Here is a 26,895-nt window from a genome sequence, read left to right on the forward strand (position 1 = left end):
CGCGGGCGTGGGGTGTGCGAAAACTCAGTGGTGTTCGCGGGTGGCGCGGAATTTCACGTCCGGCCAGCGTTCTTCCATCAGCGCCAGGTTGACCCGGGTCGGCGCCAGGTAGGTCAGGTGACCGCCACCGTCGATGGCCAGGTTTTCCACGGCCTTGTTGCTGAATTCCTCGAGTTTCTTCTTGTCGTCGCAGCTGATCCAGCGCGCCGACCACACGGTGATCGGCTCATAGCCGCACTCGACCTTGTACTCTTCCTTCAGGCGGCTGGCGACCACGTCGAACTGCAGCACACCCACGGCGCCGAGGATGATGTCGTTGCTGCGCTCGGGGAAGAACACCTGGGTGGCGCCCTCTTCGGCCAGTTGCTGCAGGCCCTGGCGCAGCTGCTTGGACTTGAGCGGGTCCTTCAGGCGCACGCGGCGGAACAGCTCAGGGGCGAAGTGCGGGATACCGGTGAAGCCCAGGCTCTCGCCCTCGGTGAAGGTGTCGCCGATCTGGATGGTGCCGTGGTTGTGCAGGCCGATGATGTCGCCGGCGAACGCCTCTTCGAGCTGCTCGCGCTCGGACGAGAAGAACGTCAGGGCGTCGCCGATGCGCAGGTCCTTGCCGGTGCGCACGTGGCGCATCTTCATGCCCTTCTCGTACTTGCCCGAGCAGATGCGCATGAACGCGATGCGGTCGCGGTGCTTGGGGTCCATGTTCGCCTGGATCTTGAACACGAAGCCGCTGAACTTCTCTTCGGTCGGCTCCACGGTGCGCTCATGGGCCACACGTGGCAGCGGACGTGGCGCCCAGTCGACCACCGCGTCGAGCACATGGTCGACACCGAAGTTGCCCAGCGCGGTACCGAAGAACACCGGGGTCAGCTGGCCGTTGATGAACTCGTCCTGGTCGAACTCATGGCAGGCGCCCTGCACCAGTTCCAGTTGCTCGATGAAGCGCTCGTACTCGTCACCCAGGTGGGCGCGGGCTTCATCCGAGTCGAGCTTCTCGATGATCTTCACCTCGGTACGCTCGTGGCCGTGGCCCGGGGTGTACACGATGATGTAGTCACCGGCCAGGTGGTACACGCCCTTGAAGTCGCGGTAGCAGCCGATCGGCCAGGTGATCGGCGCGGCCTTGATCTTGAGAACCGCCTCGATCTCGTCGAGCAGCTCGATCGGGTCGCGGATATCGCGGTCGAGTTTGTTGATGAAGCTGACGATGGGCGTGTCACGCAGACGGCACACGTCCATCAGGGCGATGGTACGTGGCTCTACGCCCTTGCCGCCGTCGAGCACCATCAGCGCCGAGTCCACTGCGGTCAGGGTGCGGTAGGTGTCTTCGGAGAAGTCTTCGTGGCCGGGGGTATCGAGCAGGTTGACCATATGGTCGCGATACGGGAACTGCATCACCGAGGTGGTGATGGAGATGCCGCGCTGCTTTTCCATTTCCATCCAGTCGGAGGTGGCATGGCGGTCGGACTTTCGCGATTTCACCGTACCGGCGACGGCAATCGCCTTGCCCATCAGCAGCAGCTTCTCGGTGATGGTGGTCTTACCCGCATCGGGGTGGGAAATGATGGCGAAGGTGCGGCGTTTCGCGACTTCGGCGGCCTGGTTGGTCATGGGAAATCGCCTGACTGGAGATTCAAAAAAGGGCGGCGATTATAGCCCAAACTCACCCCCTAACTGAACCACTGGGTCGATCTGCGCTGGCCAAATGCCGCTTCGGATGGGAACCTTTGCAACTGCGGAGACGTCCACTGCCCTGTTACGAGATGTTACGTATACGGTTTTCAACCGTTCGTCAGGGTGGGTTTCATCGGCAACATGCGCCTGACGAGGCTGCGCTCATGGCGTGTTCCGCTCTACCGGAGCGACCCGCTGCTTATCGCGATCACACTGCCTGCTGCCTGGACCGGCAGCCGCCACGGGAGTGTGCCCGCCGACAAAAAAAGGAGTCCGCCTGTGGCTAAACGCTATGGCAAGGGGCTGATGGGATGGGCCGCCGCGCTCGTCATCCTGGCCCTGCTGATCCACTGGATCGGCATCGATACGATCGCGCACTACCGCGCCGATCTGTGGTTCTACCTGCAAGCGCACCTGATGCTGGTGGCGTGCTCGATGGTGGCGGCGCTGGCCGTGGGTATCCCCGCCGGCATTGCCTTGAGTCGACCGCACCGGGTCGACCGCGCCGAACGCTTCATGCAGATCTTCAACATTGGCAACACCGTTCCCCCCCTGGCCGTTCTGGCCATCGCCCTGAGCTTTCTGGGCATCGGCGCAGGCCCGGCAATCTTCGCGCTGTTCCTCGCCTCCCTGCTGCCCATCGTGCGCAACACCTACGAAGGCCTGAAAAACGTCCCCGCCTCGCTCAAGGAAGCCGCCACCGGCATCGGCATGACCCCGCGCCAGACGCTGTGGCGGGTCGAGCTGCCCAACGCGGTACCGATCATCGTCGGCGGCGTTCGAGTGGCACTGGCAATCAACGTGGGTACCGCGCCGCTGTCGTTCCTGATCGGCGCCAACAGCCTGGGCAGCCTGATCTTCCCCGGCATCGCCCTTAACAACCAGCCGCAACTGTTGCTAGGCGCCGCCACCACGGCCTTGCTCGCCCTGCTGCTCGATGCGCTGGTCAGCCAATGCAGTCGCCGCTGGCTCGAACGCGGCCTGGCCAACTAAGCGAAGGAACCCCCATGAAAAGAATCGCCTTGTTGCTGGGCGCGGCCCTGCTGTTCGCAGGATTCGCCCAGGCCGCCGACAAACCCCTGATCCGCCTCGGCGCGCGGGTGTTCACCGAACAGACCGTGCTGGCCGAAATCACCGCGCAGTACCTGCGCAGCCACGGCTTCGACGTGCGCATCACCGGCGGCCTGGGCAGCACCCTGGCGCGCAGCGCGCAGGAAAGCGGCCAGCTGGACATGGTGTGGGAATACACCGGCGTGTCGCTGGTGTCCTACAACCATATCGACGAACGCATGGACAGCGCCGAGGCCACCTACGCCCGGGTCAAGCAGCTGGACGCGAAAAAGGGCCTGGTGTGGCTGGCACCCTCGAGGTTCAGCAACACCTATGCCCTGGCGCTGCCGCGCAACATCGCCGAGCAGTACCCGCAGGTCAACAGCATCAGCCAGCTCAATCAGGTGCTGCGCGACGAGCCCGACCGCAGCCATGTACTGGCGCTGGACACCGAGTTCGCCAACCGCCCCGACGGCCTGGTGGGCCTGACCCAGACCTACGACCTGCAGTTCACCCGCCGCGACATCCGCCAGATGGACGCCGGGCTGGTGTACACCGCGCTGCGCAACGGCCAGGTGTTCAGCGGGCTGGTGTACACCACCGACGGGCGCCTGAGCGCCTTCGACCTCAAGCTGCTGGACGACGACCTGCATTACTTCCCCGACTACACCGCCGCCCCGGTGGTGCGCCAGGCCGTGCTCGACGCCCATCCGCAACTGGCCGGGCTGCTCAAGCCGCTGGCCGAGCAACTGGATGACGAGACCATGCGCCAGCTCAATGCCAAGGTGGACGTCGAGCACCAGAGCCCGAGCAAAGTCGCCGCCGCCTACCTGCGCCAGCATCCACCTGCCGAGGAGCAACCATGAGTCTGCTTGATACCTTCGCCCACCTGGACTGGGCCCAGGTGCTGCAACTGACCTGGGAGCACATCACCCTGGTCGGCATCGCGGTCACCCTGGCCATTCTGATCGGCGTGCCGCTGGGCATCCTGATGACCCGCTTTCCTGTGCTTGCCGGGCCTCTGCAGGCCAGCGCCACGGTGCTACTGACCGTGCCGTCGATCGCCCTGTTCGGCCTGCTGCTGCCGTTCTATTCCAAGTTCGGCCAGGGCCTGGGCCCGTTGCCGGCGATCACCGCGGTGTTTCTGTATTCACTGCTGCCGATTCTGCGCAACACCTACCTGGCACTGACCAACGTCGAGCCCGGCATACGCGAAGCCGCCCGCGGCATCGGCATGACCTTCGGCCAGCGCCTGCGCATGGTCGAGCTGCCGATTGCGGTGCCGGTGATTCTGGCCGGTGTACGCACCGCCGTGGTGATGAACATCGGCGTGATGACCATTGCCGCGACCATCGGTGCCGGTGGCCTTGGCGTACTTATCCTGACCTCCATCAGCCGCAGCGACATGTCGATGCTGCTGGTCGGCGCCGTGCTGGTGAGCCTGCTGGCCATCTTCGCCGACCTGCTGCTGCAAGCCCTGCAACGCTCGCTGACTCCAAAAGGACTGCTCAAATGATCGAACTTCAGAACCTGTGCAAGACCTTCCACAGCAACGGCAAGGACGTAAAGGCCGTCGACTCGGTAAGCCTGACGGTCAACGAAGGCGAGATCTGCGTGTTCCTCGGCCCGTCCGGGTGCGGCAAGAGCACCACCCTCAAGATGATCAACCGCCTGATCGCGCCCACCTCGGGCAAGGTGCTGATCAATGGCGAAGACACCACCGACCTGGACGCGGTGACGCTGCGTCGCACCATCGGCTATGTGATCCAGCAGATCGGCCTGTTCCCCAACATGACCATCGAGGAGAACATCACCGTGGTGCCGCGCCTGCTCGGTTGGGACAAGCACAAGTGCCACGAGCGGGCCCGCGAGCTGATGAGCATGATCAAGCTCGAGCCCAAGCAGTACCTGCACCGCTACCCGCGTGAACTGTCCGGTGGCCAGCAGCAGCGTATCGGCGTGATCCGCGCGCTGGCGGCGGATGCGCCGCTGCTGCTGATGGACGAGCCGTTCGGTGCGGTCGACCCGATCAACCGCGAGATGATCCAGAACGAGTTCTTCGAGATGCAGCGTGCATTGAACAAGACCGTGATCATGGTCAGCCACGACATCGACGAGGCGATCAAGCTGGGCGACAAGATCGCCATCTTCCGCGCCGGCAAGCTGATCCAGATCGACCACCCCGACACCTTGCTGGCGCACCCGGCAGATGACTTCGTGAGCAACTTCGTGGGCCAGGACAGCACCCTCAAGCGCCTGCTGCTGGTGCGTGCCGAGGATGCGGCGGACAACGCGCCATCGGTGAGCCCCGAGACGTCGGTGGCCGATGCGCTGGAGCTGATGGACGAACATGACCGTCGCTACGTGGTGGTCACCGATGGCCAGAACAAGGCGATGGGCTATGTGCGCCGGCGCGACCTGCACCGTCAGCAGGGCACCTGCGCGGACTTCCTGCGCACGTTCAACGCCACCGCCGCGCATGACGAGCACCTGCGCATCCTGCTGTCGCGCATGTACGAGTTCAACCGTTCGTGGTTGCCGGTACTGGACGCCGAGAACGTGTTCCTGGGCGAGGTCACCCAGGAATCGATTGCCGCGTACCTGAGCTCGGGGCGTTCGCGGGGCATGAAGACCAGCATCGTGTCGCCGGCCGAAACGGTGGCCTGAATAGCTCCACCGCGATCTACTGCCGAACAGACAAGGCTGACAACGCCGGTCCGGCAGGCCATGGCCTGTGCGATCGGCGTAGCGAAGGCGTTGTCAGAACCCTACACTGGCCTGCACATAGAACGTGCGCGGCTCGCCCAGGTAGATCCCCGAATTGTTGTCGCTGGAACGGGTGAAGAACTGCTTGTCGAAGATGTTCTTCACCCCCGCCGCCAGCTTCAGGTTCGACAGCTGGGCACCAAAGTCATACCCGCCCCGCGCACTCCAGGTCACATACCCCGGAATGTCGCCATACTGCCCATCAGCCGTCGGTTCGGTGATGTAGTCGCCGGTGAAGGCACCTTTGCTGGTCATGCCGGTACCCGGAGCACGCTGTTTGGATTGCGCATAGGCGTCCACATTCCAGGTCCAGCGGTCCACCTGGTAACGCAGCCCGGCATTGGCGATCTGGCGTGAGTAGAACGGCAGGTCGCGCCCTTCGAAGCCCGGGATCGCCCCTTCATAGGTGGCGCGGGTGTAGGTGAAGCCGGCGTTCGCACTCAAGCCCTGCAGACGCGGGTCCAGCCCTGCCAGGTCGTAGTGCATCGAGGCCTCGATGCCCTGGTGCTTGGTCGCGCCCAGGTTGGTCCAGCCCACGTCGTTGCTGATGTACTGCAGCTCGTCATCGAAGTCGATGTAGAACGCGGTCAGCTCGCCGCCCCAGTTGCCGTTGTCATAGCGCGTGCCGATCTCGTAGGTCTTGGCCTTCTCGGCCTGCAGGCCGTTGGCGGTCTGGTCGCCCTGCCCGCCCTGGCCCAGCTGGAAGTACTGCAGGCTGCCGAACGAGGTCTCGTAGTTGGCGAACAGCTTCCACGCATCGGACAGGTGATACATCACGCTCAATGCCGGCAGCGGTTCGTTGCTGGTCACGCTGCGGCTCTTGGCAACCACCGGCTTGTTGCCCAGGCCCATGACCGGGCGATCGTTCCAGTCGGTGTTGATGTGCTCGAAACGCACGCCCGGGGTGATGGTCCAGTTGCCCACGTCGATCTTGTTGTCGATGTAATAGGCGCTGGCCTCGGTGCCGCCTGTACGGTCCTGGTACACGTGGCCGTCGGATTCCGGGGTCACGGTGGGCACGTTGTCGATCAGCGCCAGGCGCGTGGCCTGCTCGTGCATGGCTTCCTTGAGGTAGCGATAACCGACGCTGACCTCCTGGGTGGCCGGGCCGGTGACGAACACCCGCGACAGGCGCGGCTCGACGGCAAAGGTGTGGTAGCTGCGCGGGTACGACGACAGCGTCTGCTGGTCGCGCGCGGCAATGCTGCTGCCACGGAAGCTGTCGGTGTAGTAGGTCTGCACCTCGAACTGGGTCACGTCGTCGATCTGGCGCAGGTACTTGAGCGAGACATCCTTGCGCCGACCGGTGAAGTTGTCGTGGTCGCGGTCGGACTGGTAGGGGTTCTTGTCGAACTGGGCCTGGGTCAGGCCGCCGGGCATGTCGGCCTTGCCATCGTAGTAATGGAAGTTCAGCGACAGCTCGTCACGGTCGGTCAGCGCCCAGTGGGTCTTGAACAGCACGTCGTCGATGTCGTTGCTGTTGTTGCTGCTGCGGTAGCCATTGCCCTTGACCCCGGAGTACAGCAACGCCGCACCCAGGCCATTGTCGGCGGTGCCGCCAAGGAAGGCCGACTCGATGTGCTTCCAGCCGCCATGACGCGAGGTCTGGATCGTGGTGCCCAGCTCGCCGGTGGCCTTCTCGGGGATGGCTCGGGTGACGAAGTTGATCACCCCGCCGACGTTCTGCGGCCCATAGCGCACCGAGCCTGCGCCGCGCACCACGTCGATGCTGTCCAGGTTGCCCGAGGAAATCGGCGCCATCGACAACTGCGGCTGCCCATACGGGGCAAATGCGGCGGGAATGCCGTCGATCAGCACCGTGGAACGCGGCGACAGGCGCGAGGTAAGCCCGCGCACGCCTACGTTCAGCGCGATGTCGCTGCCGCCGGTGCCGTTGGAGTCCTGCACCTGCACACCCGGCACCCCGCGCAGCACGTCGCGCACGCTCAGCGCGCCCTGCTCGACCATGGCTTCACGGCGTACCACGGTGCGCGCACCGGGGTGGTTCTGCACCACGCTTTCCTGGGCGTCGCCCAGCCAGTCGCCGACCATGCTGATGTCGGTAGGCGCCAGCTCCAGGGTGCCGGGCGCCGTGCTCACTGGCTGCGCCGCGTGCAGCACCACGGTGCCCTGGGAAATCTCGTAGGTCAGCCCGCTGCCCTGCAGCAGGGCCTGCAGCGCCTGTTCGGGGGCCAGGTTGCCGGACACCGCCGGGGCCTGCTTGCCGGCCACCAGGTCGGGGCTGAAGAACAGTTGCAGCGATGTCTGCCGGCCCAGCTGGCCCAGCGCCGCGGCCAGCGGCTGGGCCTGGATCTGGATGCTGGTGGGTGCCGAATCGGCGTAGCTGTTGGCGATGCCGCCGCTGACGGCCAATGCCAGTGCCAGCGGCAGCCAGCGTTTGGAAACCTTGTTGTTGTTCACGTCGTCGAGAAGTCCTGAGGGTCAGAAAATCGGCCACCGCCTGCGAATGAAAATGCTTGGCAGTTGCAGTTGGGCAGGAAGACGAACAACGGGAAAAAAACCTGAATCTATTTTGCGATTATTTCTTGCGAGCCATCGGCATGGGCCTTGATGGCCACCGGCAGGATGCTGGGCAAGGCGCGCAGCAGGGCGTCGGTGTCATCGGTGCTGAAGCTGCTGCTGAGGCGCAGCGCCGCCGTTTTGCCGGGAGCCACGCGCAGCGGGTGTTCGCGGTAGCGCGACACCTCGCGCACCACCTCGCCCAGCGGCACATCGTTGAACACCAGTTTGCCGCCGCGCCAGGCGGTCAACGCGGCGGCGTCCACCGTATAGGGCGCTGCCACCGCGCCATGGGCATCGATGTGCGAACCGAGGCCGGCGCTCAGCAGCGCCTGCCCCTGGCCGTCGCCCTGCACGCGCACCGAACCCTGCTCGACCGCCACGCGGGTCTGCTCGCTGTCGCGGCGCACATCGAAGCGCGTACCGGTGACCGTGACCTTGCCATGGCCGGTGCTGACCACGAAGGGGCGGGCCGTATCATGGGCAACGCTGAACATCACCTCGCCCTGCTCCAGGCGAATGTCCCGCTGCCCGGCACTGAAACTCACCTGCACCCGCGTGCGGCCGTTGAGCTCCAGGCGCGAGCCATCGGGCAGGTCGAGCTGGCGACGCTCGCCCAGGCCGGTCTGCATCTGGCCCTGGTAATTGAGCTGGTGCTGCTGCCAGCCGAACCAGCCAAGCCCTGCCGCGACCGCCACCACACTGGCTGCCAGGGCCTGGCGCAACAGGCGTCGACGCGGCAGCTGGCGTACCGGGTCGGGCGCACACAAGGCCTGCAGGCGCTCGCGCGGCAGCAGGTCGGCCGCGCCCCACAGGCGCCCGAGCAGGTCGTACTCATATTTATGCTGGGGGTGCTGCGCCAGCCAGGCATGCAGTTGCGCCTGCTGCTGGGGCGTCAGGGGCGCATCGCGGCCACGGGCGAACCATTCGGCGGCCTGGTCGCGCACGGCGTCATCGCCGCAGGGGCATGTGCCCTGATTCATGAAAACATTTGCCTGACTCATCTCGTTGACACATCCAGGTGCTCACGCAGATGCCGGAGCGTGCGGATCATATACTTTTCGACCATGTTCTTGGTCAAGCCCATGCGCTCGGCGATCTCGGCCTGGGTCAAGCCTTCGAGCTTCTGCCAGATGAACACCTTGCGGCAGTTGAGCGGCAGCTCGGCCAGGGCGCGCTCCACGCTGTCGGCCAGCTCCAGTGCATGCACATAGGCCTCGGGGTCATCGCCCGGGGTGGGCGACAGGTCCAGCCCTTCCTGCTCCAGGGCCTGGCGCCGGTCTTCGCGCCGGTAGCCGTCCACGGCAATGTTGCGTGCCGTCTGGTGCAGATAGGCGCGCGGCTGCTCGACTGGCAGGGCGGGGTTTTCCAGCACCCGCACAAAGGCATCGTGCGCGAGGTCCTCGGCCTGCTGACGACTGCGCAGCTTGCGTGTCCAGGTGCCGATCAGCTCATGGTAGTGGTCGAGGAAGCCTTTGTGTCGAGACACGGTGCGGGGGTCGTCGCTAGGCGGGAGGGAGGTTGCGAATAGTAATGTTTCTTATTAAACCCGGCAATCACCGCCGAGCGATTGCCCTGCAACAGCGCCCATGCGAGCGGCTAAAAATATGCACACACGCCCCGCTGCGAACGGTGCCCGTGCCCTGCCCGTTCAAGCTGTTTGCGTGCGCTTGCCCAACCTTTTGGGGCCATCGTCGCCGAAGTTGACGCCATCGTTGTTTTAGCTGAGTTGGCCTGCAAAAGCTGCGAACGTGCGGGTATTTTTAACGCTTCGCAAAACTTCGGGAACATCTGCCTGTCATCCGGGTCGGTTAAAACGAGGGGTGTCTGCAACGTGCGTCAGCGTAGCGAAAAAACGCGAGATTTTTTGTTGATCTTGAATCCTTCAGGTCCTAAAGTTCGCGCCGAGCGTCCATGCTGGAAACGATCCATCCGGCTCAAGTACTGACGACGAGACAGCAAGGTCACCCGCTGCGCAGCTTCTGCGACCCGGTTGACCTTTTTGCTTTCGGCGACATGCCTTGGGAAGTAGGCGAACCAAAGTGGGGATACGGAGGGCGCTCAGTTGCAGCCACTTATTCATTCAGTTTGCCCATGGAGTCCCCCAGCATGTCGATCCAGGTCGAAGACTACTTCGCACGCGATACCTTCAACAAAATGAAGGCGTTCGCCGACAAGCAAGAAACCCCGTTCGTGCTCATCGACACGGCCATGATCAGCAAGGCCTATGACGACCTGCGCGCCGGTTTCGAATTCGCCAAGGTGTACTACGCGGTCAAGGCCAACCCTGCGGTCGAAATCATCGACCTGCTCAAGGACAAGGGCTCGAACTTCGACATCGCCTCGATCTACGAGCTGGACAAGGTGATGGCCCGCGGCATCGGCCCGGAGCGCATCAGCTACGGCAACACCATCAAGAAATCCAAGGACATCCGCTACTTCTACGAGAAGGGCGTGCGCCTGTACGCCACCGACTCCGAAGCCGACCTGCGCAATATCGCCAAGGCCGCACCGGGCTCGAAAGTGTATGTACGCATCCTCACCGAAGGCTCCACCACCGCCGACTGGCCGCTGTCGCGCAAGTTCGGCTGCCAGACCGACATGGCCATGGACCTGCTGATCCTGGCCCGCGACCTGGGCCTGGTGCCTTACGGCATCTCCTTCCACGTGGGTTCGCAGCAGCGCGACATCAGCGTGTGGGATGCGGCCATCGCCAAGGTCAAGGTGATCTTCGAGCGCCTGAAGGAAGAAGACGGCATCGTGCTCAAGCTGATCAACATGGGTGGCGGCTTTCCGGCCAACTACATCACCCGTACCAACAGCCTGGAAACCTACGCCGAAGAGATCATTCGCTTTCTCAAGGAAGACTTCGGCGACGACCTGCCGGAAATCATCCTGGAGCCTGGCCGCTCGCTGATCGCCAACGCCGGCATCCTGGTCAGCGAAGTGGTGCTGGTGGCGCGCAAGTCGCGTACCGCCGTGGAGCGCTGGGTATACACCGACGTGGGCAAGTTCTCCGGCCTGATCGAAACCATGGACGAGTCGATCAAGTTCCCGATCTGGACCGAAAAGAAAGGCGAGATGGAAGAGGTGGTGATCGCCGGCCCGACCTGCGACAGCGCCGACATCATGTACGAACACTACAAGTACGGCCTGCCGCTGAACCTGGCCATCGGTGACCGCCTGTACTGGCTGTCGACCGGCGCCTACACCACCAGCTACAGCGCGGTGGAGTTCAACGGCTTCCCGCCGCTGAAGGCGTACTACCTGTAACCACGGGTCAGCTGCACACGAAAGGCGACGGTTGCTACCGTCGCCTTTTTTCATGGGCCCGCGCGGTCAGCTCAGCACGCGCAGTACATGTGCCTCGAACTCGAGGTTCTCCCCGCTGATCACATTCAGGTAATCCATGCCGTCGGAGTGACGGTAGTTGCCGATGCTGCACTCGTAGGTGTCATAGAGCTTCAGTCGCAGCACGTCATGGTCGCCCCACTCCCCCAAGGGCTTGACCAGCCAGGGCTCGCTGGTACCCCCCGGGAACAGGCCCACATAGTGATTGAAGTTCTTGCCCACCGCCGCGCCCCGATAGAACCCGGTATCCGAAGAGCTGGAGATGTTGTAGGTAATGCGCCGGTCGGTGTGGGAGACGTAGTCGAAACGAAAATTGACCGGCTTGATGAGCCGGGTGTCGGTCATCACCTGCAACCAGCCATCGTTGTCGATGCCGCCTTCGACCAGGCTGATACCGATACGGCCCTTGTGGCCCGGCGTCACCGAGTAGAGGCTGGCGATGAATGAGAAATTCCAGGTGTCACTCATGGCGACCCCCTGCGCAGGCAAGGCCCGGGTGACTGGCAAGACGGTGGTTGCTGTTCATGGTCGATCTTCCTTGAGAAGCATGGGAGTGATCGAGCATAGAAAGGCGGCAGGCTAAACCCGAGAGTGAAGGCTTTCCGTGGCCTGCCGCGACACCTGCTCCAGACGCTGCCGATAGGCCCCCGCCATCGCCTGGATCTGCGGCTGCTCGGCCTGCTCCAGGCTGGCCACTGCAGCACGCAGGAAGTTGCCGTTACCCTGCTCCAGGGCCTTTTGCAGCCACACCAGCGACTGCTCCATGTGGCCTTGCTCGGCGAGGATCGCCGCATGGCTGAACTGCCCGCGAAAATCGCCGGCCTCGGCAGAAAGACGATACCAGTGCATGGCGGCGTGCCGGTCGGCCGCGCAGGCCAGCCCCTGCTCCAGGTAACGTCCCAGCAGGTTCATCGACTTGGCGTGGCCGGCGTGGGCGGCCTGCTGATACAGGTGCAGGGCCGCAGCATGGTCCTGGCCCACACCCCGCCCCGTGGCCAGCAGGTTGGCCAGGTTGTACTGGCCCCAGTCCAGCCCTGCGGCAGCGGCCGCACGGTAGTGACCGGCCGCCGCCGCCAGGTCGGCCTGCCCTCCCCACCCATGCTCCAGGCAGCGCCCGAGCATGTTGTGCCCCATCGCACTGCCCTGGCGGGCGGCAATGCCGAACCAGGTCCGCGCCAGTGCCGGGTCCTGCTCGATGCCACGCCCGTCGAGCAGGATCTGCCCCAGCAGCAACTGGGCCTCGACAACGTTCTGCGCGGCAGCCGCCAGCAGGGCCTGGGCCGCTTTGCCCGGACTGTGTTCGATGAGTTGATGCAACTGGTCGATATCGACCTGTTCTTCGCGACGCAGGCTGAAGGTCACGGCTCAGACCTCTGCCCAGCGGCGCAGCAGGTTGTGGTAGGTGCCGGTGAGCTGAATCAGCGACGGGTGGTCGGGCACATCCACCGTGAGCTGCTGGATGGCGTTGTCCATCTCGAACAGCAAGGCCCGCTGGCTGTCCTCGCGCACCATGCTCTGGGTCCAGAAAAACGCCGCATAGCGCGCCCCGCGGGTTACCGGGTTGACCTTGTGCAGGCTGGTGCCGGGGTACAGCACCATGTCGCCTGCCGCCAGCTTGACCTGCTGCAGGCCATAGGTGTCCTGGATCTCCAGCTCGCCACCGTCGTATTCGTCGGGGTCGCTGAAGAACAGTGTCGACGACAGGTCGGTACGTACCCGCTCATGGCTGCCACGCGGCTGGCGGATGGCGTTGTCGATGTGAAAGCCGAAGCTGCCCCCTTCGCGGTAGCAGTTGACCAACGGTGGGAACACCTTGAACGGCAGCGCCGCCGACATGAAGCGCGGGTTGCTCCACAGGCGCTCGATCATCGCGCTGCCGATTTCCTTGGCCAGCGGGTGCGCCTCGGGCAGCTGCAGGTTGTGCTTGGCCTTGGCCGACTGGTAGCCCGCGGTGATCTTGCCGTCGGCCCAATCGGCCTGCTCCAGCGCCTGGCGAATACGCTGCACTTCTTCGCGGGTGAACAGGCCGGGAATGTGTAAAAGCATGGCGCAGGCACCAGGGGTCGGCTAAAGGGCGTCAATGGTATTGATTCTTATTGAACCAGTACAAGCCCCTTGCGAGGGGCGGGACGTTTCAGCAGGCATAAACCGCCACACAAAGGTGTAAAGAATGTAAATTCAGTACGAATAGCAATTGATCTCAATTGTTACTCATATTTGTTTACATTATATTTCGGCGCCTTCACACCTTGGGGACCTTCCGATGTCGCGCCATTACGTGCCTACCGCTGTCAGTTCACCACGCCTGCTTGCTTCTGCCATCGGGGTCGCGTTGAGCGCCACGTCCGCCGGCCACCTGGCCTATGCGGCCGACGCAGCCCCGGCCACAAGCGGCTCGATCGCGCTGGATGCCACCAGCATCAATGGCCAGGCCGATACCGCCAGCACCGACTACAAGGTCGAGAAGTCCTCATCGCAGAAGTACACGGCGCCGCTGGTGGACATCCCGCGCAGCGTGACCGTGGTGCCGCAACAGGTCATCAAGGACACCAACGCCCTGACCCTGCAGGATGCCCTGCGTACCGTGCCTGGCATCACCATGGGCGCCGGCGAAGGCGGCAACCCGTCGGGCGATCGCCCGTTCATTCGCGGCTTCGACTCGCAAGGCTCGATGTACCTGGACGGCGTGCGTGACGTGGGCTCGCAGACCCGCGAGATCTTCGCCATCGAATCGGTTGAAGTGGCCAAGGGCCCCAACTCGACCATCGGCGGGCGCGGTGCAGCCGGTGGCACCATCAACCTGGTGACCAAGAAGGCCCACCTGGGCAACAGCACCGACGGTGCCTTCACCTGGGGCTCGGACCAGACCAAGCGCTACACCTTCGATGGCAACTACCAGTTCCTCGACACCGCAGCGTTTCGCCTGAACCTGATGAGCCACGAAAGCAACGTGGCCGGTCGCGACGAGGTCAACTACGACCGCTGGGGCGTGGCCCCGTCCCTGGTATTCGGCCTGGGTACCCCGACCCGCGTGAGCCTGGACTACTACCACGTGGAGAGCGACGACCTGCCGGATTCGGGCATCCCCTACGGCCTGCGCTCGGGCAGCACCGCCGGGCGCACCTCGGCCAACCCGGACAAGCCTGACGATGGCGGCCGCAGCAGCAACTACTACGGCCTGGTCGATCGCGACTTCTACAAGACCCGTGCCGATATCGCGACCATCGCCGTCGAGCACGACCTGAACGATGCGCTGACCCTCAAGAACACCCTGCGCCACGGCAACACCCTGCAAGACTTCATCTACAGCCAGCCCGACGACAGCAAGGGCAACATCCTCAACGGTGAAGTCTGGCGCCGCCCGAACAACCGCGTGGCCAACACCCGCACCACCACCAACCAGACCGACCTGTTCGGCGAGGTGTACATCGGCGGGTTCAAGAACACCTTCTCCACCGGTATCGAGCTGAGCCGCGAGGCCTCCACCAAGGAAGGCTACGACATCACCGGCTTCCGTTCCGGCAACTGCTCTTCGGCCACCGGCCAGATCCCGGGTGTGTGCACCTCGTTCCCCAATCCCAACCCGAACGAGGCCTGGGGCGGCGACGTGACCCGTACCGATGCCGGCGCCGACACCACCAGCAGCACCCGCGCCATCTACCTGACCGATACCCTGGAGCTGAACCCGGCCTGGCTGCTGACCATGGGCCTGCGCTACGACCACTTCGACACCAAGGCCAAGACCAAGGTGGCGGGTGGTGCGACCAGCTTCAAGACCGAAGACACCAGCGAGTTCGTGACCGGCCAGTTGGGCCTGACCTGGAAGCCGACCGACAACGGCAGCGTGTACATCTCGTATGCGACCTCGGCCACCCCGGCCGGCGCTTCGCTGGGTGAAGGCAGCGACGGCAACCCGCTGCTGACGCCGACCACCACCAGCGACCTGAAGGCCGAAGAGACCACCAACTACGAAATCGGCACCAAGTGGGACCTGCTCGATCAGCGTCTGAACCTGACCGCCGCGATCTTCCGCACCGAGAAGGAAAACGCCCGCGTACTGGTCGATGCCAACACCTACCAGAACGCCGGCAAGAGCCGCGTCGATGGCCTGGAGCTGACCGCCACCGGCAAGCTGACCAATGACTGGCAGGTGTTCGCCGGCTACACCTACATGGACGCCAAGCTGGTCGACGGTGGCGCGCAGTCGGTCGGCGGTGTGCTGGTGGACGGCTACAACGACGGCAACCAGATGCCCAACACGCCGAACAACAGCCTGACCCTGTGGACCACCTACAACGTCACGCCAAAACTCACCCTCGGCGGTGGTGCCTTCTACGTCGACGACGTGTTCGGCAACGTGACCAACAGCGTGATGGTCGATTCGTACTGGCGCTACGACGCCATGGCCAGCTACAAGCTGACCAAGAACGTCGACCTGCAGCTGAACGTGCAGAACCTCACCAACGAGGTCTACTACGACAAGGCCTACGCGGCGCACTACGCCAACCAGGCGGCCGGTCGCACGGCGCTGCTGACCACCAGCTTCCACTTCTGACGGCAGCTGGCAGGCCCGGCCCCGTTCACTTCGGTGATCGGGGCCTTTGTGTATCAAGGCATAATGCGCGGCGCATTCACGCAACCCGCAACACAAGGTGGTCGATGTGGTGAAGAAAAGCCTGTTTCAACTGCACTGGTTCTTCGGCATCACCGCCGGGCTGGTGCTGGCGCTGATGGGAGTGACCGGGGCAACCTGGTCGTTCCAGGACGAATTGCTGCGCCTGTTCAACCCACAGGTGCTCAAGGTGCAGGTGCGCGACGAAGGCGTGCTGCCGCCGGCCGAACTGGTGCGCCGCGTCGAGGCCGAACAGGGCGACAAGGTGTCGATGCTGTGGGTGAACGTGCGCAGCGACGAAGCTGCGCGCATCTTCTTCACCCCACCGCCGGGCGAGCGCCGCGGCACCCTGCGCTATGCCGACCCCTACACCGGCAAGCTGCAGCCCCCGGTCAGTGGCCAGGGATTCTTCGATCTGATGCTGCAGTTGCACCGCTTCCTCGCCATGGGCGACACCGGCCGGCAGATCACCGGCGCCTGTACCCTGATGCTGATCTTCTTCTGCCTGTCGGGGCTGTACCTGCGCTGGCCGCGCCAGGCGCTGAACTGGCGAACCTGGCTGACCCTGGACTGGGCGAAGAAAGGTCGTGCCTTCAACTGGGACCTGCACGCGGTGGCCGGTACCTGGTGCCTGCTGTTCTACCTGCTGTTTGCCCTGACCGGGTTGTTCTGGTCCTACGAGTGGTACCGCGAGGGGCTGAACCGGTTGCTGGGCGATGCACCGGCCGCTGGCGAACAGCGCAAGCGCGGCGAAGGCCGTGGCCGCCCGCCCGCACCCGGCAAGGATGCGGCGCCGCTGGTGGTGGACTACGACGCCATCTGGACCAGCCTGCAGGCAGCGGCCGGCCCGGGCCTTCGCACCTACAACCTGCGCCTGCCACCGGCCGGCGGCCAGCCCGCCACCCTGTTCTACCTGCTCGACAACGCCGAGCACGAGCGCGCGCTCAACACCCTGAGCGTGGAGCCGGCCACCGGCGTGGTACGCCAGCACGATCGCTACACCGACAAGTCGTTCAAGGCGCAGTTGCTGGCCAGCGTGTATGCCCTGCATGTGGGCAGCTACTTCGGGCTCACCGGGCGCATCCTGGTGACCCTCGCCAGCCTGAGCATGCCGCTGTTCTTCATCACCGGCTGGCTGCTGTACCTGGACCGCAGGCGCAAGAAGCGCCAGGTACGCGAGGCGCGCAAGGGCCTGAACCCGGCCGGCGACACAGGCAACGGATGGCTGGTGGGGTTTGCCAGCCAGAGCGGCTTCGCCGAACAACTGGCCTGGCAGAGCGCCGGGCAACTGCAGGCGGCGGGCCTGGCGGTGCGCGTGCAGCCCCTGGCGACGCTGACCGAAACCGATCTGCAGCAGGCGCAACGCGCGCTGTTCGTGGTCAGCACCTTTGGCGACGGCGAGGCGCCGGACAGCGCCCGCGGCTTCGAGCGCAAGGTGCTTGGCCAGCCGTGGACGCTGGGTAACCTGAACTACGCCCTGCTCGCACTGGGAGACCGCCAGTACCCGCATTTCTGCGGGTTTGCGCGCAGCTTGCAGCACTGGCTGGAGGCTCGCGGTGCCACCGCCAGTTTCTCTGCCGTGGAAGTCGACAGTGCAGATCCTGCTGCCTTGCAGCAATGGCAGCAGCAATTGGCGGCATTGACCGGCGCAGCGCCGCTGTCTGCCTGGCAGCCGCCGCAGTTCAGCGCCTGGACCTTGACCCGACGCGAGCTGCTCAACCCCGGCAGCCAGGGCGCACCGGTGTACCTGCTCGGTCTGCAACCGTCGCAGCCAGAGCGCTGGGATGCCGGGGACCTGGTCGATGTACTGCCGCGCAATGCCGGTTCGACGGTCAAGGCGTTGCTCGACGGGCTTGGCCTTGAGCCTCACACGCTTGTGCGTGTGGACGGCCTGGAGGAGCGCCTGGACCATGCACTGGGCGGGCGGCTGTTGCCGGCCAGCCGCGGCCACCTGATCGGCCTGCACGCGCAGGCGCTGGTGGATGCGTTGATCCCGGTGGCAGCGCGCGAATACTCCATCGCCTCGATTGCCAGTGACGGTGTGCTGGAGCTGATCGTGCGCCAGGAGCGTCATCCGGACGGCACGCTGGGCCTGGGCTCGGGCTGGTTGACCGAACACCTGGCGCTGGGCGCGAGCGTGAGCGTGCGGTTGCGCCGCAACAGCGGTTTCCATCTGCCGACGGCTCCGGTACCGATGATCCTGATCGGCAACGGTACCGGGCTGGCCGGGTTGCGCAGCCTGCTGAGGGCGCGAATCGTGGACGGCGAGCAACGCAACTGGCTGCTGTTTGGCGAGCGTAACCGGGCGCATGACTTCCTGTGCGAGGAAGAACTGCAGGGCTGGCTGGCAAGTGGTGAACTGGCGCGGCTGGACCTGGCGTTCTCGCGGGACCAGGCGCAGAAGGTGTATGTGCAGGATCGGCTGCGCGAACAGGCTGATGAGCTGCGCCGATGGCTGGCGGAGGGAGCGTCGATCTATATCTGTGGCAGCCTTGAAGGCATGGCGGCGGGTGTGGATGCGGTGCTGGCCGAGGTGCTGGGGGCTGAAGAGCTTGAGCAGTTGATCGAGCTGGGGCGGTACCGGCGGGATGTGTATTGAGCGTCACTCTTCGCCGGCAAGGCCGGCGCCTACGGGGCTGGTGGATGCCCGTAGGCGCCGGCCTTGCCGGCGAAGGGGTCAGTGCAGGTCGAAGGTGTCGGCATCCAGGTTGGCCGGGAACCGCGTGCGGTATGCGGCAAGGTCCGCCGCACTCAGCACCACGGTGAACACGCCGTCTGCCTCGCCGGCACTGAGCAGGCTCTCGCCCTGGAAGTCCAGCACCTGGCTGTCGCCGCTGTAACCAAAGCCCTTGCCATCGGTGCCCACGCGGTTCACTGCCGCCACATAGCACAGGTTCTCGATGCCCCGTGCCGGCAGCAGGCGGTTCCAGTGCAGGCGCCGCGCCGCCGGCCAGTTGGCGGTGTACAGCAGCAGGTCGGTGTCCTGTGCATCGCGGCTCCACACCGGGAAGCGCAGGTCGTAGCAGATCAGCGGGCGCACCCGCCACCCCTTGAGCTCGAACTGCACCTGGCGCTCGCCGGGGGTGTAATGCTTGTGCTCGCCGGCCATTCGGAACAGGTGGCGCTTGTCGTAGAACAGGATCTCGCCGTCCGGGCGTGCCCACAGCAGGCGGTTGCGGTGGCTGCCGTCCTCGGCCTGGATGATCACGCTGCCGGTCACCACGGCATCGAGCTTCCTGGCCTGGCTCTTGAGCCATTTGTAGGTGGGGCCGTTTTCCGGCTCGGCCAGGCTTTCGGAGTCCATCGAAAAACCGGTGGTGAACATCTCCGGCAGGATGATCAGGTCCGCGCCGCGGGCCTGCTCCAGCAGCACCTCGAAATGCTCGTAGTTGGCCATGCGGTCCTGCCAGGCCAGGCTGGTCTGCACCAGCGCCACGGTCAGGTTGGGCAATGTACTCAGATCGCGCATAGTTTTTCCGCTGCCTGACGCAGCGTCTCCTCGCGTTTGGCGAAACACAGGCGCACCAGGCGCTGCTCGGGAATGGGTTGCTGGTAGAACACCGACACCGGAATGGTCGCCACGCCGTGTTCGCGGGTCAGCCATACCGACATCTGCACGTCGTCGAGGTCCGGGCGAATCGCCGAATAGTCCACCAGCTGGAAATACGTACCGGCCACCGGCTTGAACTCAAAGCGAGAGCCTTGCAGCAGGCCACAGAACAGGTCGCGCTTGGCCTGGTAGAACGCCGGCAGCTCTTCGACATGTTCCGGGTGCTCGGCCATGAAATCGGCCAGCGCCCACTGCAGCGGCGTCACGCCGCAGAAGTTGACGTACTGATGCACCTTGCGCAACTCGGCACTCAGGGCTGGCGGCGCGATCACATAGCCGGTCTTCCAGCCGGTCACGTGGTAGGTCTTGCCGAACGAACTGACCACGAAGGCCCGCGGGTACAGGGCCTCGTGGGCCAGCACGCTGGCGTGGCGCGCGCCGTCGTACACCAGGTGCTCGTACACCTCGTCGCTGAGCACATAGATGTCACGGTCGGCGATCAGCGCCGCCAGCTGGTCCAGCTCGGCACGGGTAATCAGCGCGCCGCTGGGGTTGTGCGGCGAGTTGATGACGATCATGCGGGTACGCGGGCTCAGCGCATCGCTGAGTTTCTGCCAGTCGATGGCAAAGCTGTCGGCGCCCAGTTGCACGTGCACGCAACGGCCACCGGCCAGTTCCACGGCGGGTTCGTAGCTGTCGTAGCAGGGGTCGAAGACGATGACTTCGTCGCCGGGGCGGATCACCGCGTGGATGGCGCAGAAGATCGCGGCCGTGGCGCCGGGGGTGATGGTCACCTCGTGGTCGGCATCGACCGTCACGCCATACTGGCGAGCGACCTTGGCCGCTACCTGCTGACGCAGGGCCGGCAGGCCGGTCATGGGGGAATACTGGTTGTGGCCGGCACCGATGTGCCGCCCTACCGCGTCCAGCAGCGCTTGCGGGCCGTTGAAATCGGGAAAGCCCTGGGACAGGTTCAGGGCGCCGGTTTGCACGGCGAGCTGGGACATGGTGGTAAAGATGGTGGTGCCGACGTTCGGCAACTTGCTGCTGATCATGGAGCCCTCTTTCCTGCGCGGTCAGGCTCCGAGCATAGCGGATTGGACCGCCAGGTTGTAGGAGCCAGCGTTGCTGGCGAAAGGGTAAGCGCGGTTCAGTTGATCCGCGCTGCCCATTTCGCCGGCAAGGCCGGCTCCCGCACCATCAGCGCTTGTCCTTGCGCTTCTTGGCCGACTTCTTGTGGTGCGACATCAGGCGGCGCTTCTTGTTGACCTGGCGGTCGGTCAGGGTGTTCTTGTTGCCTTCGTACGGGTTCTCGCCACCCTTGTACTCGATGCGAATCGGCGTACCGACCAGCTTGAGCACACGGCGGTAGGTGTTTTCCAGGTAGCGCGAGTAGGACTTGGGCACCTTCTCCACCTGGTTGCCGTGGATCACGATGATCGGCGGGTTGGCACCCCCCAGGTGGGCATAGCGCAGCTTGATGCGACGGCTGTTGACCATCGGCGGCTGGTGCTCGCTGACCGCGTCTTCGAGGATCTGGGTCAGGCGGCTGGTCGGCCAGCGGGTGACCGCCGACTTGAACGAGTTCTGCACCGACTGGTACAGGTTGCCCACGCCAGTGCCGTGCAGTGCCGAAATGAAGTGAATGTCGGCAAAGTCGACGAAGAACAGCCGGCGTTCCAGCTCGGTCTTCACGTAGTCACGCTCGCCCGGCTGCATGCCGTCCCACTTGTTGAGCGCGATCACGATGGCTCGACCGGCTTCCAGGGCGAAGCCCAGCAGGTTCAGGTCGTGGTCCACCACGCCTTCGCGGGCATCCATGACGAAGATCACCACGTTGGCGTCCTTGATCGCCTGCAGGGTCTTGACCACCGAGAACTTTTCGACTTCCTCGTGGATCTTGCCGCGCTTGCGCACACCGGCGGTGTCGATCAGCGTGTACTTCTCGTCATTGCGCTCGAAGGGAATGTAGATGCTGTCGCGGGTAGTGCCGGGCTGGTCGTACACGATCACACGGTCTTCACCGAGCATGCGGTTGACCAGGGTCGACTTGCCGACGTTGGGGCGACCGATGATGGCGATCTTGATGCCATCCTTCTCGCTGGGGCCAGGAATGCGCACGGCTTCCTCGCCCTCGGCGACGTTCATGTCGATCTCTTCTTCTTCCTTGTCCCGCGGGAAGTCGCTGAGCACAGCTTCGAGCAGGTTGTTCACGCCACGGCCCTGGGCGCCGGCCACGCCGATGGCGTTGCCCATGCCCAGGGGGGCGAACTCGGCAATGGCGGTGTTCGGGTCGATGTTGTCGATCTTGTTGGCCACCAGGAACGAGCGCTTGTTGCGCTTGCGCAGGTGCTCGGAAATCATCTGGTCGGCAGCGGTCAGACCGGCACGGGCATCGACCAGGAACAGCACCACATCGGCTTCTTCGATGGCCAGCAGCGACTGCTCGGCCATTTTTTCGTCCATGCCATGTTCGTCACCGGAGATACCACCGGTGTCGACCAGGATGTAGGAGCGCCCTTGCCAGCGCGCCTCGCCATATTGACGGTCACGGGTCAGGCCAGACAGGTCGCCAACGATGGCATCGCGGGTCCTGGTCAGGCGGTTGAACATTGTAGATTTGCCGACGTTCGGTCGGCCCACCAGGGCGATTACGGGAACCATGCGGCTCTCCACTGCTTGAATTCAAAAAATACAAAGGCCGCTGCAGTGCAGCGGCCGGAGTTCGGGCGGCGCCCCGAAGGCGCCGCAGCCCGAGGCCCGCAGGCCTCAAGCATAGACTCAGCGAATGGTCAGCGCCTCGAGTTTGCCGCTGTTGCCAAACACATAAATCATGTCACCTACCACCAGCGGGCGTGCACGCAGGCCATCGCTGTCGATGCGCTCGCGACCCACGAAGCGGCCGTCCACCTGGCTCAGCAGGTGCAGGTAACCTTCCAGGTCACCCACGGCCACGTAGCTGGAGAACACTTCCGGTGCCGACAGCTGGCGACGGGCCAGCGAGTCGTTGCTCCACAGCGCCGACGAAGAACGCTCGTCGATGCCTTCGACCGTACCGGACGCCAGGCTCACGTAGACGTTGCCAAAGCCCTGGGCCACACCGGCGTAGCTGGAGGCATCGCGCTGCCACAGCACGCGACCGCTTTCCAGCTCGAGGCCGGCGACGCGCCCCTGGTAGCTGGCCACGTACAGCACACCGCCCGACAGCAGCAGGCCGCCGTCGATATCCACCACGCGGTCCAGCTCGGAACGCCCTTGCGGAACGGCAACGCGTTGCTCCCAGACCGGCACGCCGTTCTGGGTGTCCAGCGCCACGACCTTGCCGGTCGAGAGGCCGGCCACGGCCAGGCGGTTGGTCACGATCGGCGCACCGGTACCGCGCAGGGTCAGTACAGCCGGGGTGCTTTCGTAGATCCAGCGGCGGTCGCCGGTGCTGGCATCCAGGGCGATCACGCGATCGTCCTGGGTCTGCACCACCACCACGTCACCGTTGGTCGCCGGGGGCGCCAGTACTTCACTGGTGACCCGCGCACGCCACTTTTCTTCGCCGGTGCTGGCATCCATGGCGATCACTTCACCCTTGAGGGTGCCGAGCATGACCAGGCCGTAGCCGACACCCACCGCACCGGATACCGGCAGGTCGAGGTCTTTCTTCCAGATCACGTCGCCGTTCATGCGGTCCAGCGCCATCACCACGCCGGTCACATCGGCGGCGTAGATGCGGTCGTTCTCGATGGCCGGGACGAGCATGTTGAAGCTCTCGCCCTGGCCGTCACCGATCGAACGGCTCCACTGCTTCTTCAGTACCACCTCTTCGGTGAACTTGGTCAGCTCGGCCGGCGGCAGTTCCTTTTTGCTGTTGCTGCTGCAACCAACGGCCAGAAGGGCCACGGCCAGCACTGCTGCATGTTTCCAACCGATCACGTCACGCATCCCCTTTGGCAAGGTCGTCGAGCTTGAGTTGCAGGCCACCGATCGCGGCGTCATCCGACAGCGCGGCCTTGGCCTTCTGATACGCGGCGTGAGCATCATCGGCGCGACCCAGCTGTACCAGCAGGTCGCCCTTGAGTTCTTCACGGCTGGCCAGGAAGGCCTTGTCGGCATCGCCATCGAGCAGCTTCAGGGCGTCATCGACCTTGTTCTGCGCGGCCAGTACACGGGCCAGGCGCTGACGGGCAATTTCGCCCAGGGTGGCGTCGGCCGGCTTGTCGAGCACGCTTTTCAGTTCGCTGGCGGCGTCGTCGAGCTTGCCGCTCTCGACCGCGACCTTGGCCACGAACAGGCTGGCGTACTGCGCGTAGGCCGTGCCGCCGAACTCGCTCTTGAGCTTGCCCGACAGGTCCGCGACCTGGGCCATGTCCGGCTGGCCGGTCGGCGTCAGGGTGGTTTCAAGCAGGGCCTGATATAGGTTCGAAGCACCTTGGGACTGGTTGCCCTGGTACTTCTGCCAGGTCTGCCAGCCCAACACTACCACCAGCGCCAACAGGCCACCGGTCAGCAGTGGTTTGCCGTTGCGCTGCCACCAATCCTTGAATGCGGCCAGTTGTTCATCATCGCTACTCGACACCCCAATACTCCTTTTCACCAAATCGGCTGTTGACCCGCTTCACGCCTGCGCGAGGGAAGCTTCCAGGTGCTCGGCCAGAGCATCCCAGGCAATGTTTTGTTGTTCGCCCTGACCACGCAGGGGTTTGAAACCTACCACTTGTTGCGCCAGTTCGTCGTCCCCCAGGATCAAGGCATACAGAGCGTTGCTCTTGTCGGCCTTCTTGAACTGGCTCTTGAAGCTGCCGCCACCGGCATTGACCTGCAGGCGCAAGCCCGGCAGGCGGTCACGCAGACGCTCGCTCAGGGCCAGCCCGGCGAGTTCGGCCTGTTCGCCAAAGGCGCACAGGTAGACGTCGATCTGACGCGAAATCGACTCGGGCACCTGGCCCAGGGTCTCGATCAGCAGCAGCAGACGCTCGATGCCCATGGCAAAACCCACGCCCGGGGTCGGCTTGCCGCCCATCTGCTCGACCAGGCCGTCGTAGCGGCCACCGGCACATACGGTGCCCTGGGAACCGAGCTTGTCGGTGACCCACTCGAACACGGTCTTGCTGTAGTAGTCCAGGCCGCGCACCAGCTTGGTGTTGATCACGAACGGAATGCCGGCGGCGTCCAGACGAGCCTTGAGGCCCTCGAAGTGCACGCGCGATTCTTCGTCCAGGTAGTCTTCGAGCTTCGGTGCACCCACCAGCGCCGCCTGGGTGTTGGCGTCCTTGCTGTCGAGGATGCGCAGCGGGTTGGTCTTGAGGCGACGTTGGCTGTCTTCGTCCAGTTGCTCCAGGCGCGCCGAGAGGAACTCGACCAGCGCGTCACGGTAACGGCCGCGGGCTTCGCTGGTACCCAGGCTGTTGAGTTCGAGCTTGACCGCATCGCGGATGCCCAGCAGGCCCCACAGGCGCCAGGTGAGCACGATCAGCTCGGCGTCGATGTCCGGGCCATCGAGGTTGAACACCTCCAGGCCGATCTGGTGGAACTGGCGATAGCGGCCCTTCTGCGGGCGCTCGTGGCGGAACATCTGGCCGATGTACCAGAGCTTCTGCACCTGGCCACCACCGCTGATGCCGTGTTCGAGCACGGCGCGCACACAGGCGGCGGTGCCTTCGGGGCGCAGGGTCAGGGAGTCGCCGTTGCGGTCGGCGAAGGTGTACATCTCTTTTTCGACGATGTCGGTCACTTCACCGATGGAACGCTTGAACAGCTCGGTCGGCTCGACGATCGGGGTGCGGATCTGGCGATAGCCGTAGGTGTCCAGCAGGCCGGCCACGGTGCTCTCGAAATAGCGCCACAGCGGGGTCTGCTCGGGCAGGATGTCGTTCATGCCACGAATGGCTTGCAGCGATTTGCTCACGGTAAATCCTTAACGAAATCGGTGTCGGTCAACCGCGGGCAATCACTGCCGCGTCGGCCTCGGCCTTCTCGGCCGCTTTCTGGCGGATGAGTTTTTCCAGCTCATCCACCAGGTTGTCATTGGTCAGCTTCTGCGCCGGCTTGCCATCGATGTAGATCAGGTTCGGCGTGCCGCCGGTGAGCCCCACGTGGGCTTCCTTGGCTTCGCCGGGGCCGTTGACCACACAGCCGATCACCGCCACGTCCAGCGGTACCAGCAGGTCTTCGAGGCGCCCTTCTAGCTCGTTCATGGTCTTGACCACATCGAAGTTCTGCCGCGAGCAGCTCGGGCAGGCGATGAAGTTGATGCCACGCGAACGCAGGTGCAGCGACTTGAGGATGTCGTAGCCGACCTTCACTTCCTCGACCGGGTCGGCGGCAAGCGAGATGCGGATAGTATCGCCAATCCCTTCGGCAAGCAGCATACCGAGGCCCACGGCCGATTTCACCGTGCCCGAGCGCAGGCCGCCGGCTTCGGTGATGCCCAGGTGCAGCGGCTGCACGATCTGCTTGGCCAGCAGGCGATAGGCCTCGACGGCCATGAACACGTCGGAGGCCTTCACGCTGACCTTGAAGTCCTGGAAGTCGAGGCGATCGAGGTGCTCCACATGACGCATGGCCGACTCGACCAGCGCCGCCGGGGTGGGCTCGCCGTACTTCTTCTGCAGGTCCTTTTCCAGGGAGCCGGCGTTGACGCCGATACGGATAGGGATGCCGCGATCACGCGCGGCATCCACCACCGCACGCACGCGGTCTTCACGGCCGATGTTGCCGGGGTTGATGCGCAGGCAGTCCACACCCAGCTCGGCCACGCGCAAGGCGATGCGGTAGTCGAAGTGGATATCGGCCACCAGCGGCACGCTGACCCGCTGCTTGATGCGGCCGAAGGCTTCGGCCGCGTCCATGTCCGGTACCGAGACGCGCACGATGTCGACGCCGGCATCCACCAGGCGGGTGATCTGTGCGACGGTGGCATCGACGTCGTTGGTGTCGGTGTTGGTCATGCTCTGGACGGCGATGGGTGCATCGCCGCCGACAGGCACATTACCTACCCAGATTTTGCGCGATTCGCGACGTTTGATCGGAGATTCGCCGTGCATGACTTATTGTCCCAACTTCAGGCGAGCAGTCTCGCCACTGGTGAACGGCGCCACGTCGACGGGCTGGCCGTTGAAACTGATCTGTGCGCCACGGGCAAAGCCCAGGCGTACCGCGAACGGCGGCTTGCCGGTGAGCTCGAGCGTCTCGCCCTTGCGCTTGGTGGCATTGACCAGCACCTTGCCGTTGCCGTCTGTGACCGAAGTCCAGCAATCGGCAACGAACTGCATGTGCAGCGAGGCGCTGCCGGCAGCCGGTGCAGCCGCTGGCGCAGCGGGGGTGGCGGGGTTTGCAGGCGCAGGGGCGGCAGCCACAGCCGGGGCGCTGGCCGCAGGGGCCGGCG

The 26,895-nt window shown here is 64.5% G+C and carries 22 protein-coding genes; 7 read left to right on the forward strand and 15 right to left on the reverse strand.

Features of this window, described 5'->3' with window-relative positions; genetic code table 11:
• Positions 1 to 24 precede the first annotated feature (24 nt).
• On the reverse strand, positions 25 to 1,608 hold the full coding sequence (locus B4I46_RS22490) for a peptide chain release factor 3 (protein WP_043862501.1): 1,584 nt from the start codon (positions 1,606 to 1,608) through the stop codon (positions 25 to 27).
• A 342-nt stretch (positions 1,609 to 1,950) separates the two neighbouring features.
• Between B4I46_RS22490 and B4I46_RS22495 the strand changes: the two genes are divergently transcribed.
• From B4I46_RS22495 to B4I46_RS22510, 4 genes are read left to right on the forward strand one after another with little or no spacing between them, the layout of a single operon-like run.
• Positions 1,951 to 2,664 carry an ABC transporter permease gene (locus B4I46_RS22495; RefSeq protein WP_054916398.1) on the forward strand — a complete coding sequence of 238 codons (714 nt, stop codon included), beginning with the start codon at positions 1,951 to 1,953 and terminating at the stop codon, positions 2,662 to 2,664.
• 14 nt (positions 2,665 to 2,678) lie between these two features.
• Complete coding sequence (locus B4I46_RS22500; RefSeq protein WP_253087171.1) at positions 2,679 to 3,587, forward strand: glycine betaine ABC transporter substrate-binding protein; 909 nt, start codon at positions 2,679 to 2,681, stop codon at positions 3,585 to 3,587.
• Complete coding sequence (locus B4I46_RS22505; RefSeq protein WP_043862504.1) at positions 3,584 to 4,237, forward strand: ABC transporter permease; 654 nt, start codon at positions 3,584 to 3,586, stop codon at positions 4,235 to 4,237. Before B4I46_RS22500 ends, B4I46_RS22505 begins: the two co-directional genes overlap by 4 nt.
• Positions 4,234 to 5,388, forward strand: coding sequence for a betaine/proline/choline family ABC transporter ATP-binding protein (locus B4I46_RS22510; RefSeq protein ID WP_043862505.1), 1,155 nt, complete (start codon positions 4,234 to 4,236; stop codon positions 5,386 to 5,388). The genes B4I46_RS22505 and B4I46_RS22510 overlap by 4 nt, the downstream gene beginning before the upstream one ends.
• Before the next feature lie 93 nt (positions 5,389 to 5,481).
• Here the strand turns inward: B4I46_RS22510 and B4I46_RS22515 are convergent, their stop codons facing one another.
• The 3 genes from B4I46_RS22515 to B4I46_RS22525 form a co-directional block, all read right to left on the reverse strand.
• Positions 5,482 to 7,908, reverse strand: a complete 2,427-nt coding sequence (locus B4I46_RS22515; RefSeq protein ID WP_043862506.1) for a TonB-dependent siderophore receptor — start codon at positions 7,906 to 7,908, stop codon at positions 5,482 to 5,484.
• Positions 7,909 to 8,015: 107 nt separating this feature from the next.
• Positions 8,016 to 8,990 carry a FecR family protein gene (locus B4I46_RS22520; protein WP_054916402.1) on the reverse strand — a complete coding sequence of 325 codons (975 nt, stop codon included), beginning with the start codon at positions 8,988 to 8,990 and terminating at the stop codon, positions 8,016 to 8,018.
• Positions 8,991 to 9,007: 17 nt separating this feature from the next.
• Positions 9,008 to 9,496 carry an RNA polymerase sigma factor gene (locus tag B4I46_RS22525; RefSeq protein ID WP_043862508.1) on the reverse strand — a complete coding sequence of 163 codons (489 nt, stop codon included), beginning with the start codon at positions 9,494 to 9,496 and terminating at the stop codon, positions 9,008 to 9,010.
• A gap of 620 nt (positions 9,497 to 10,116) precedes the next feature.
• Here B4I46_RS22525 and B4I46_RS22530 point away from each other — a divergent pair.
• Positions 10,117 to 11,280 (forward strand): type III PLP-dependent enzyme, encoded by a 1,164-nt coding sequence (locus B4I46_RS22530; protein WP_043862509.1) that lies wholly within the window; start codon positions 10,117 to 10,119, stop codon positions 11,278 to 11,280.
• A gap of 66 nt (positions 11,281 to 11,346) precedes the next feature.
• Here B4I46_RS22530 and B4I46_RS22535 read toward each other — a convergent pair whose 3' ends face one another.
• The 3 genes from B4I46_RS22535 to B4I46_RS22545 all read right to left on the reverse strand — a co-directional run bounded on the left by B4I46_RS22535 (position 11,347) and on the right by B4I46_RS22545 (position 13,404).
• Positions 11,347 to 11,826, reverse strand: a complete 480-nt coding sequence (locus B4I46_RS22535) for a hypothetical protein (RefSeq protein WP_043862510.1) — start codon at positions 11,824 to 11,826, stop codon at positions 11,347 to 11,349.
• Between the two features lie 111 nt (positions 11,827 to 11,937).
• Positions 11,938 to 12,720 (reverse strand): tetratricopeptide repeat protein, encoded by a 783-nt coding sequence (locus B4I46_RS22540; protein ID WP_054916404.1) that lies wholly within the window; start codon positions 12,718 to 12,720, stop codon positions 11,938 to 11,940.
• Positions 12,721 to 12,723: 3 nt separating this feature from the next.
• Entirely contained in the window at positions 12,724 to 13,404 is a 681-nt protein-coding gene (locus tag B4I46_RS22545) for a Fe2+-dependent dioxygenase (RefSeq protein WP_043862512.1), read from the reverse strand.
• Positions 13,405 to 13,621: 217 nt separating this feature from the next.
• Between B4I46_RS22545 and B4I46_RS22550 the strand changes: the two genes are divergently transcribed.
• Together B4I46_RS22550 and B4I46_RS22555 are read left to right on the forward strand one after the other, a co-directional pair.
• On the forward strand, positions 13,622 to 15,913 hold the full coding sequence (locus B4I46_RS22550) for a TonB-dependent receptor (protein ID WP_058541413.1): 2,292 nt from the start codon (positions 13,622 to 13,624) through the stop codon (positions 15,911 to 15,913).
• A 106-nt stretch (positions 15,914 to 16,019) separates the two neighbouring features.
• Positions 16,020 to 18,569 carry a sulfite reductase flavoprotein subunit alpha gene (locus B4I46_RS22555; protein ID WP_286901974.1) on the forward strand — a complete coding sequence of 850 codons (2,550 nt, stop codon included), beginning with the start codon at positions 16,020 to 16,022 and terminating at the stop codon, positions 18,567 to 18,569.
• Positions 18,570 to 18,647: 78 nt separating this feature from the next.
• Here the strand turns inward: B4I46_RS22555 and B4I46_RS22560 are convergent, their stop codons facing one another.
• The 8 genes from B4I46_RS22560 to B4I46_RS22595 all read right to left on the reverse strand — a co-directional run.
• Entirely contained in the window at positions 18,648 to 19,439 is a 792-nt protein-coding gene (locus tag B4I46_RS22560; protein ID WP_043862515.1) for an amidohydrolase, read from the reverse strand.
• Positions 19,427 to 20,575, reverse strand: a complete 1,149-nt coding sequence (locus B4I46_RS22565) for a pyridoxal phosphate-dependent aminotransferase (RefSeq protein WP_286901977.1) — start codon at positions 20,573 to 20,575, stop codon at positions 19,427 to 19,429. The genes B4I46_RS22560 and B4I46_RS22565 overlap by 13 nt, the downstream gene beginning before the upstream one ends.
• Positions 20,576 to 20,720: 145 nt before the next feature.
• A complete protein-coding gene (gene der / locus B4I46_RS22570; protein ID WP_043862517.1) occupies positions 20,721 to 22,184 on the reverse strand; it encodes a ribosome biogenesis GTPase Der in 1,464 nt (487 codons plus the stop codon).
• Positions 22,185 to 22,301: 117 nt separating this feature from the next.
• Positions 22,302 to 23,453, reverse strand: coding sequence for an outer membrane protein assembly factor BamB (bamB, locus tag B4I46_RS22575; RefSeq protein ID WP_043862518.1), 1,152 nt, complete (start codon positions 23,451 to 23,453; stop codon positions 22,302 to 22,304).
• A complete protein-coding gene (locus B4I46_RS22580) occupies positions 23,446 to 24,087 on the reverse strand; it encodes a YfgM family protein (protein WP_043862519.1) in 642 nt (213 codons plus the stop codon). The genes bamB and B4I46_RS22580 overlap by 8 nt, the downstream gene beginning before the upstream one ends.
• A gap of 39 nt (positions 24,088 to 24,126) precedes the next feature.
• Complete coding sequence (gene hisS, locus B4I46_RS22585; protein WP_054916601.1) at positions 24,127 to 25,416, reverse strand: histidine--tRNA ligase; 1,290 nt, start codon at positions 25,414 to 25,416, stop codon at positions 24,127 to 24,129.
• A gap of 28 nt (positions 25,417 to 25,444) precedes the next feature.
• Positions 25,445 to 26,554, reverse strand: coding sequence for a flavodoxin-dependent (E)-4-hydroxy-3-methylbut-2-enyl-diphosphate synthase (ispG, locus tag B4I46_RS22590; RefSeq protein WP_043862521.1), 1,110 nt, complete (start codon positions 26,552 to 26,554; stop codon positions 25,445 to 25,447).
• 3 nt (positions 26,555 to 26,557) lie between these two features.
• The coding region (locus B4I46_RS22595; RefSeq protein ID WP_286901984.1) for a DUF4115 domain-containing protein at positions 26,558 to 26,895 on the reverse strand (338 nt) is incomplete at its 5' end.

This window comes from Pseudomonas sp. UBA7500 (assembly GCF_002478435.1).
GTDB classification, from domain to species: domain Bacteria; phylum Pseudomonadota; class Gammaproteobacteria; order Pseudomonadales; family Pseudomonadaceae; genus Aquipseudomonas; species Aquipseudomonas palmensis.

Bases quoted from the DNA above. Each gene is read 5' to 3' on its own strand.
- B4I46_RS22560 (WP_043862515.1), bottom strand. From the start codon at position 19,439: ATGCGCGATCTGAGTACATTGCCCAACCTGACCGTGGCGCTGGTGCAG.
- B4I46_RS22545 (WP_043862512.1), bottom strand. From the start codon at position 13,404: ATGCTTTTACACATTCCCGGCCTGTTCACCCGCGAAGAAGTGCAGCGT.
- der (WP_043862517.1), bottom strand. From the start codon at position 22,184: ATGGTTCCCGTAATCGCCCTGGTGGGCCGACCGAACGTCGGCAAATCT.
- B4I46_RS22505 (WP_043862504.1), top strand. From the start codon at position 3,584: ATGAGTCTGCTTGATACCTTCGCCCACCTGGACTGGGCCCAGGTGCTG.
- B4I46_RS22500 (WP_253087171.1), top strand. From the start codon at position 2,679: ATGAAAAGAATCGCCTTGTTGCTGGGCGCGGCCCTGCTGTTCGCAGGA.
- bamB (WP_043862518.1), bottom strand. From the start codon at position 23,453: ATGCGTGACGTGATCGGTTGGAAACATGCAGCAGTGCTGGCCGTGGCC.
- B4I46_RS22565 (WP_286901977.1), bottom strand. From the start codon at position 20,575: ATGATCAGCAGCAAGTTGCCGAACGTCGGCACCACCATCTTTACCACC.
- B4I46_RS22535 (WP_043862510.1), bottom strand. From the start codon at position 11,826: ATGAGTGACACCTGGAATTTCTCATTCATCGCCAGCCTCTACTCGGTG.
- B4I46_RS22550 (WP_058541413.1), top strand. From the start codon at position 13,622: ATGTCGCGCCATTACGTGCCTACCGCTGTCAGTTCACCACGCCTGCTT.
- B4I46_RS22490 (WP_043862501.1), bottom strand. From the start codon at position 1,608: ATGACCAACCAGGCCGCCGAAGTCGCGAAACGCCGCACCTTCGCCATC.
- ispG (WP_043862521.1), bottom strand. From the start codon at position 26,554: ATGCACGGCGAATCTCCGATCAAACGTCGCGAATCGCGCAAAATCTGG.
- B4I46_RS22520 (WP_054916402.1), bottom strand. From the start codon at position 8,990: ATGAATCAGGGCACATGCCCCTGCGGCGATGACGCCGTGCGCGACCAG.
- B4I46_RS22530 (WP_043862509.1), top strand. From the start codon at position 10,117: ATGTCGATCCAGGTCGAAGACTACTTCGCACGCGATACCTTCAACAAA.
- B4I46_RS22510 (WP_043862505.1), top strand. From the start codon at position 4,234: ATGATCGAACTTCAGAACCTGTGCAAGACCTTCCACAGCAACGGCAAG.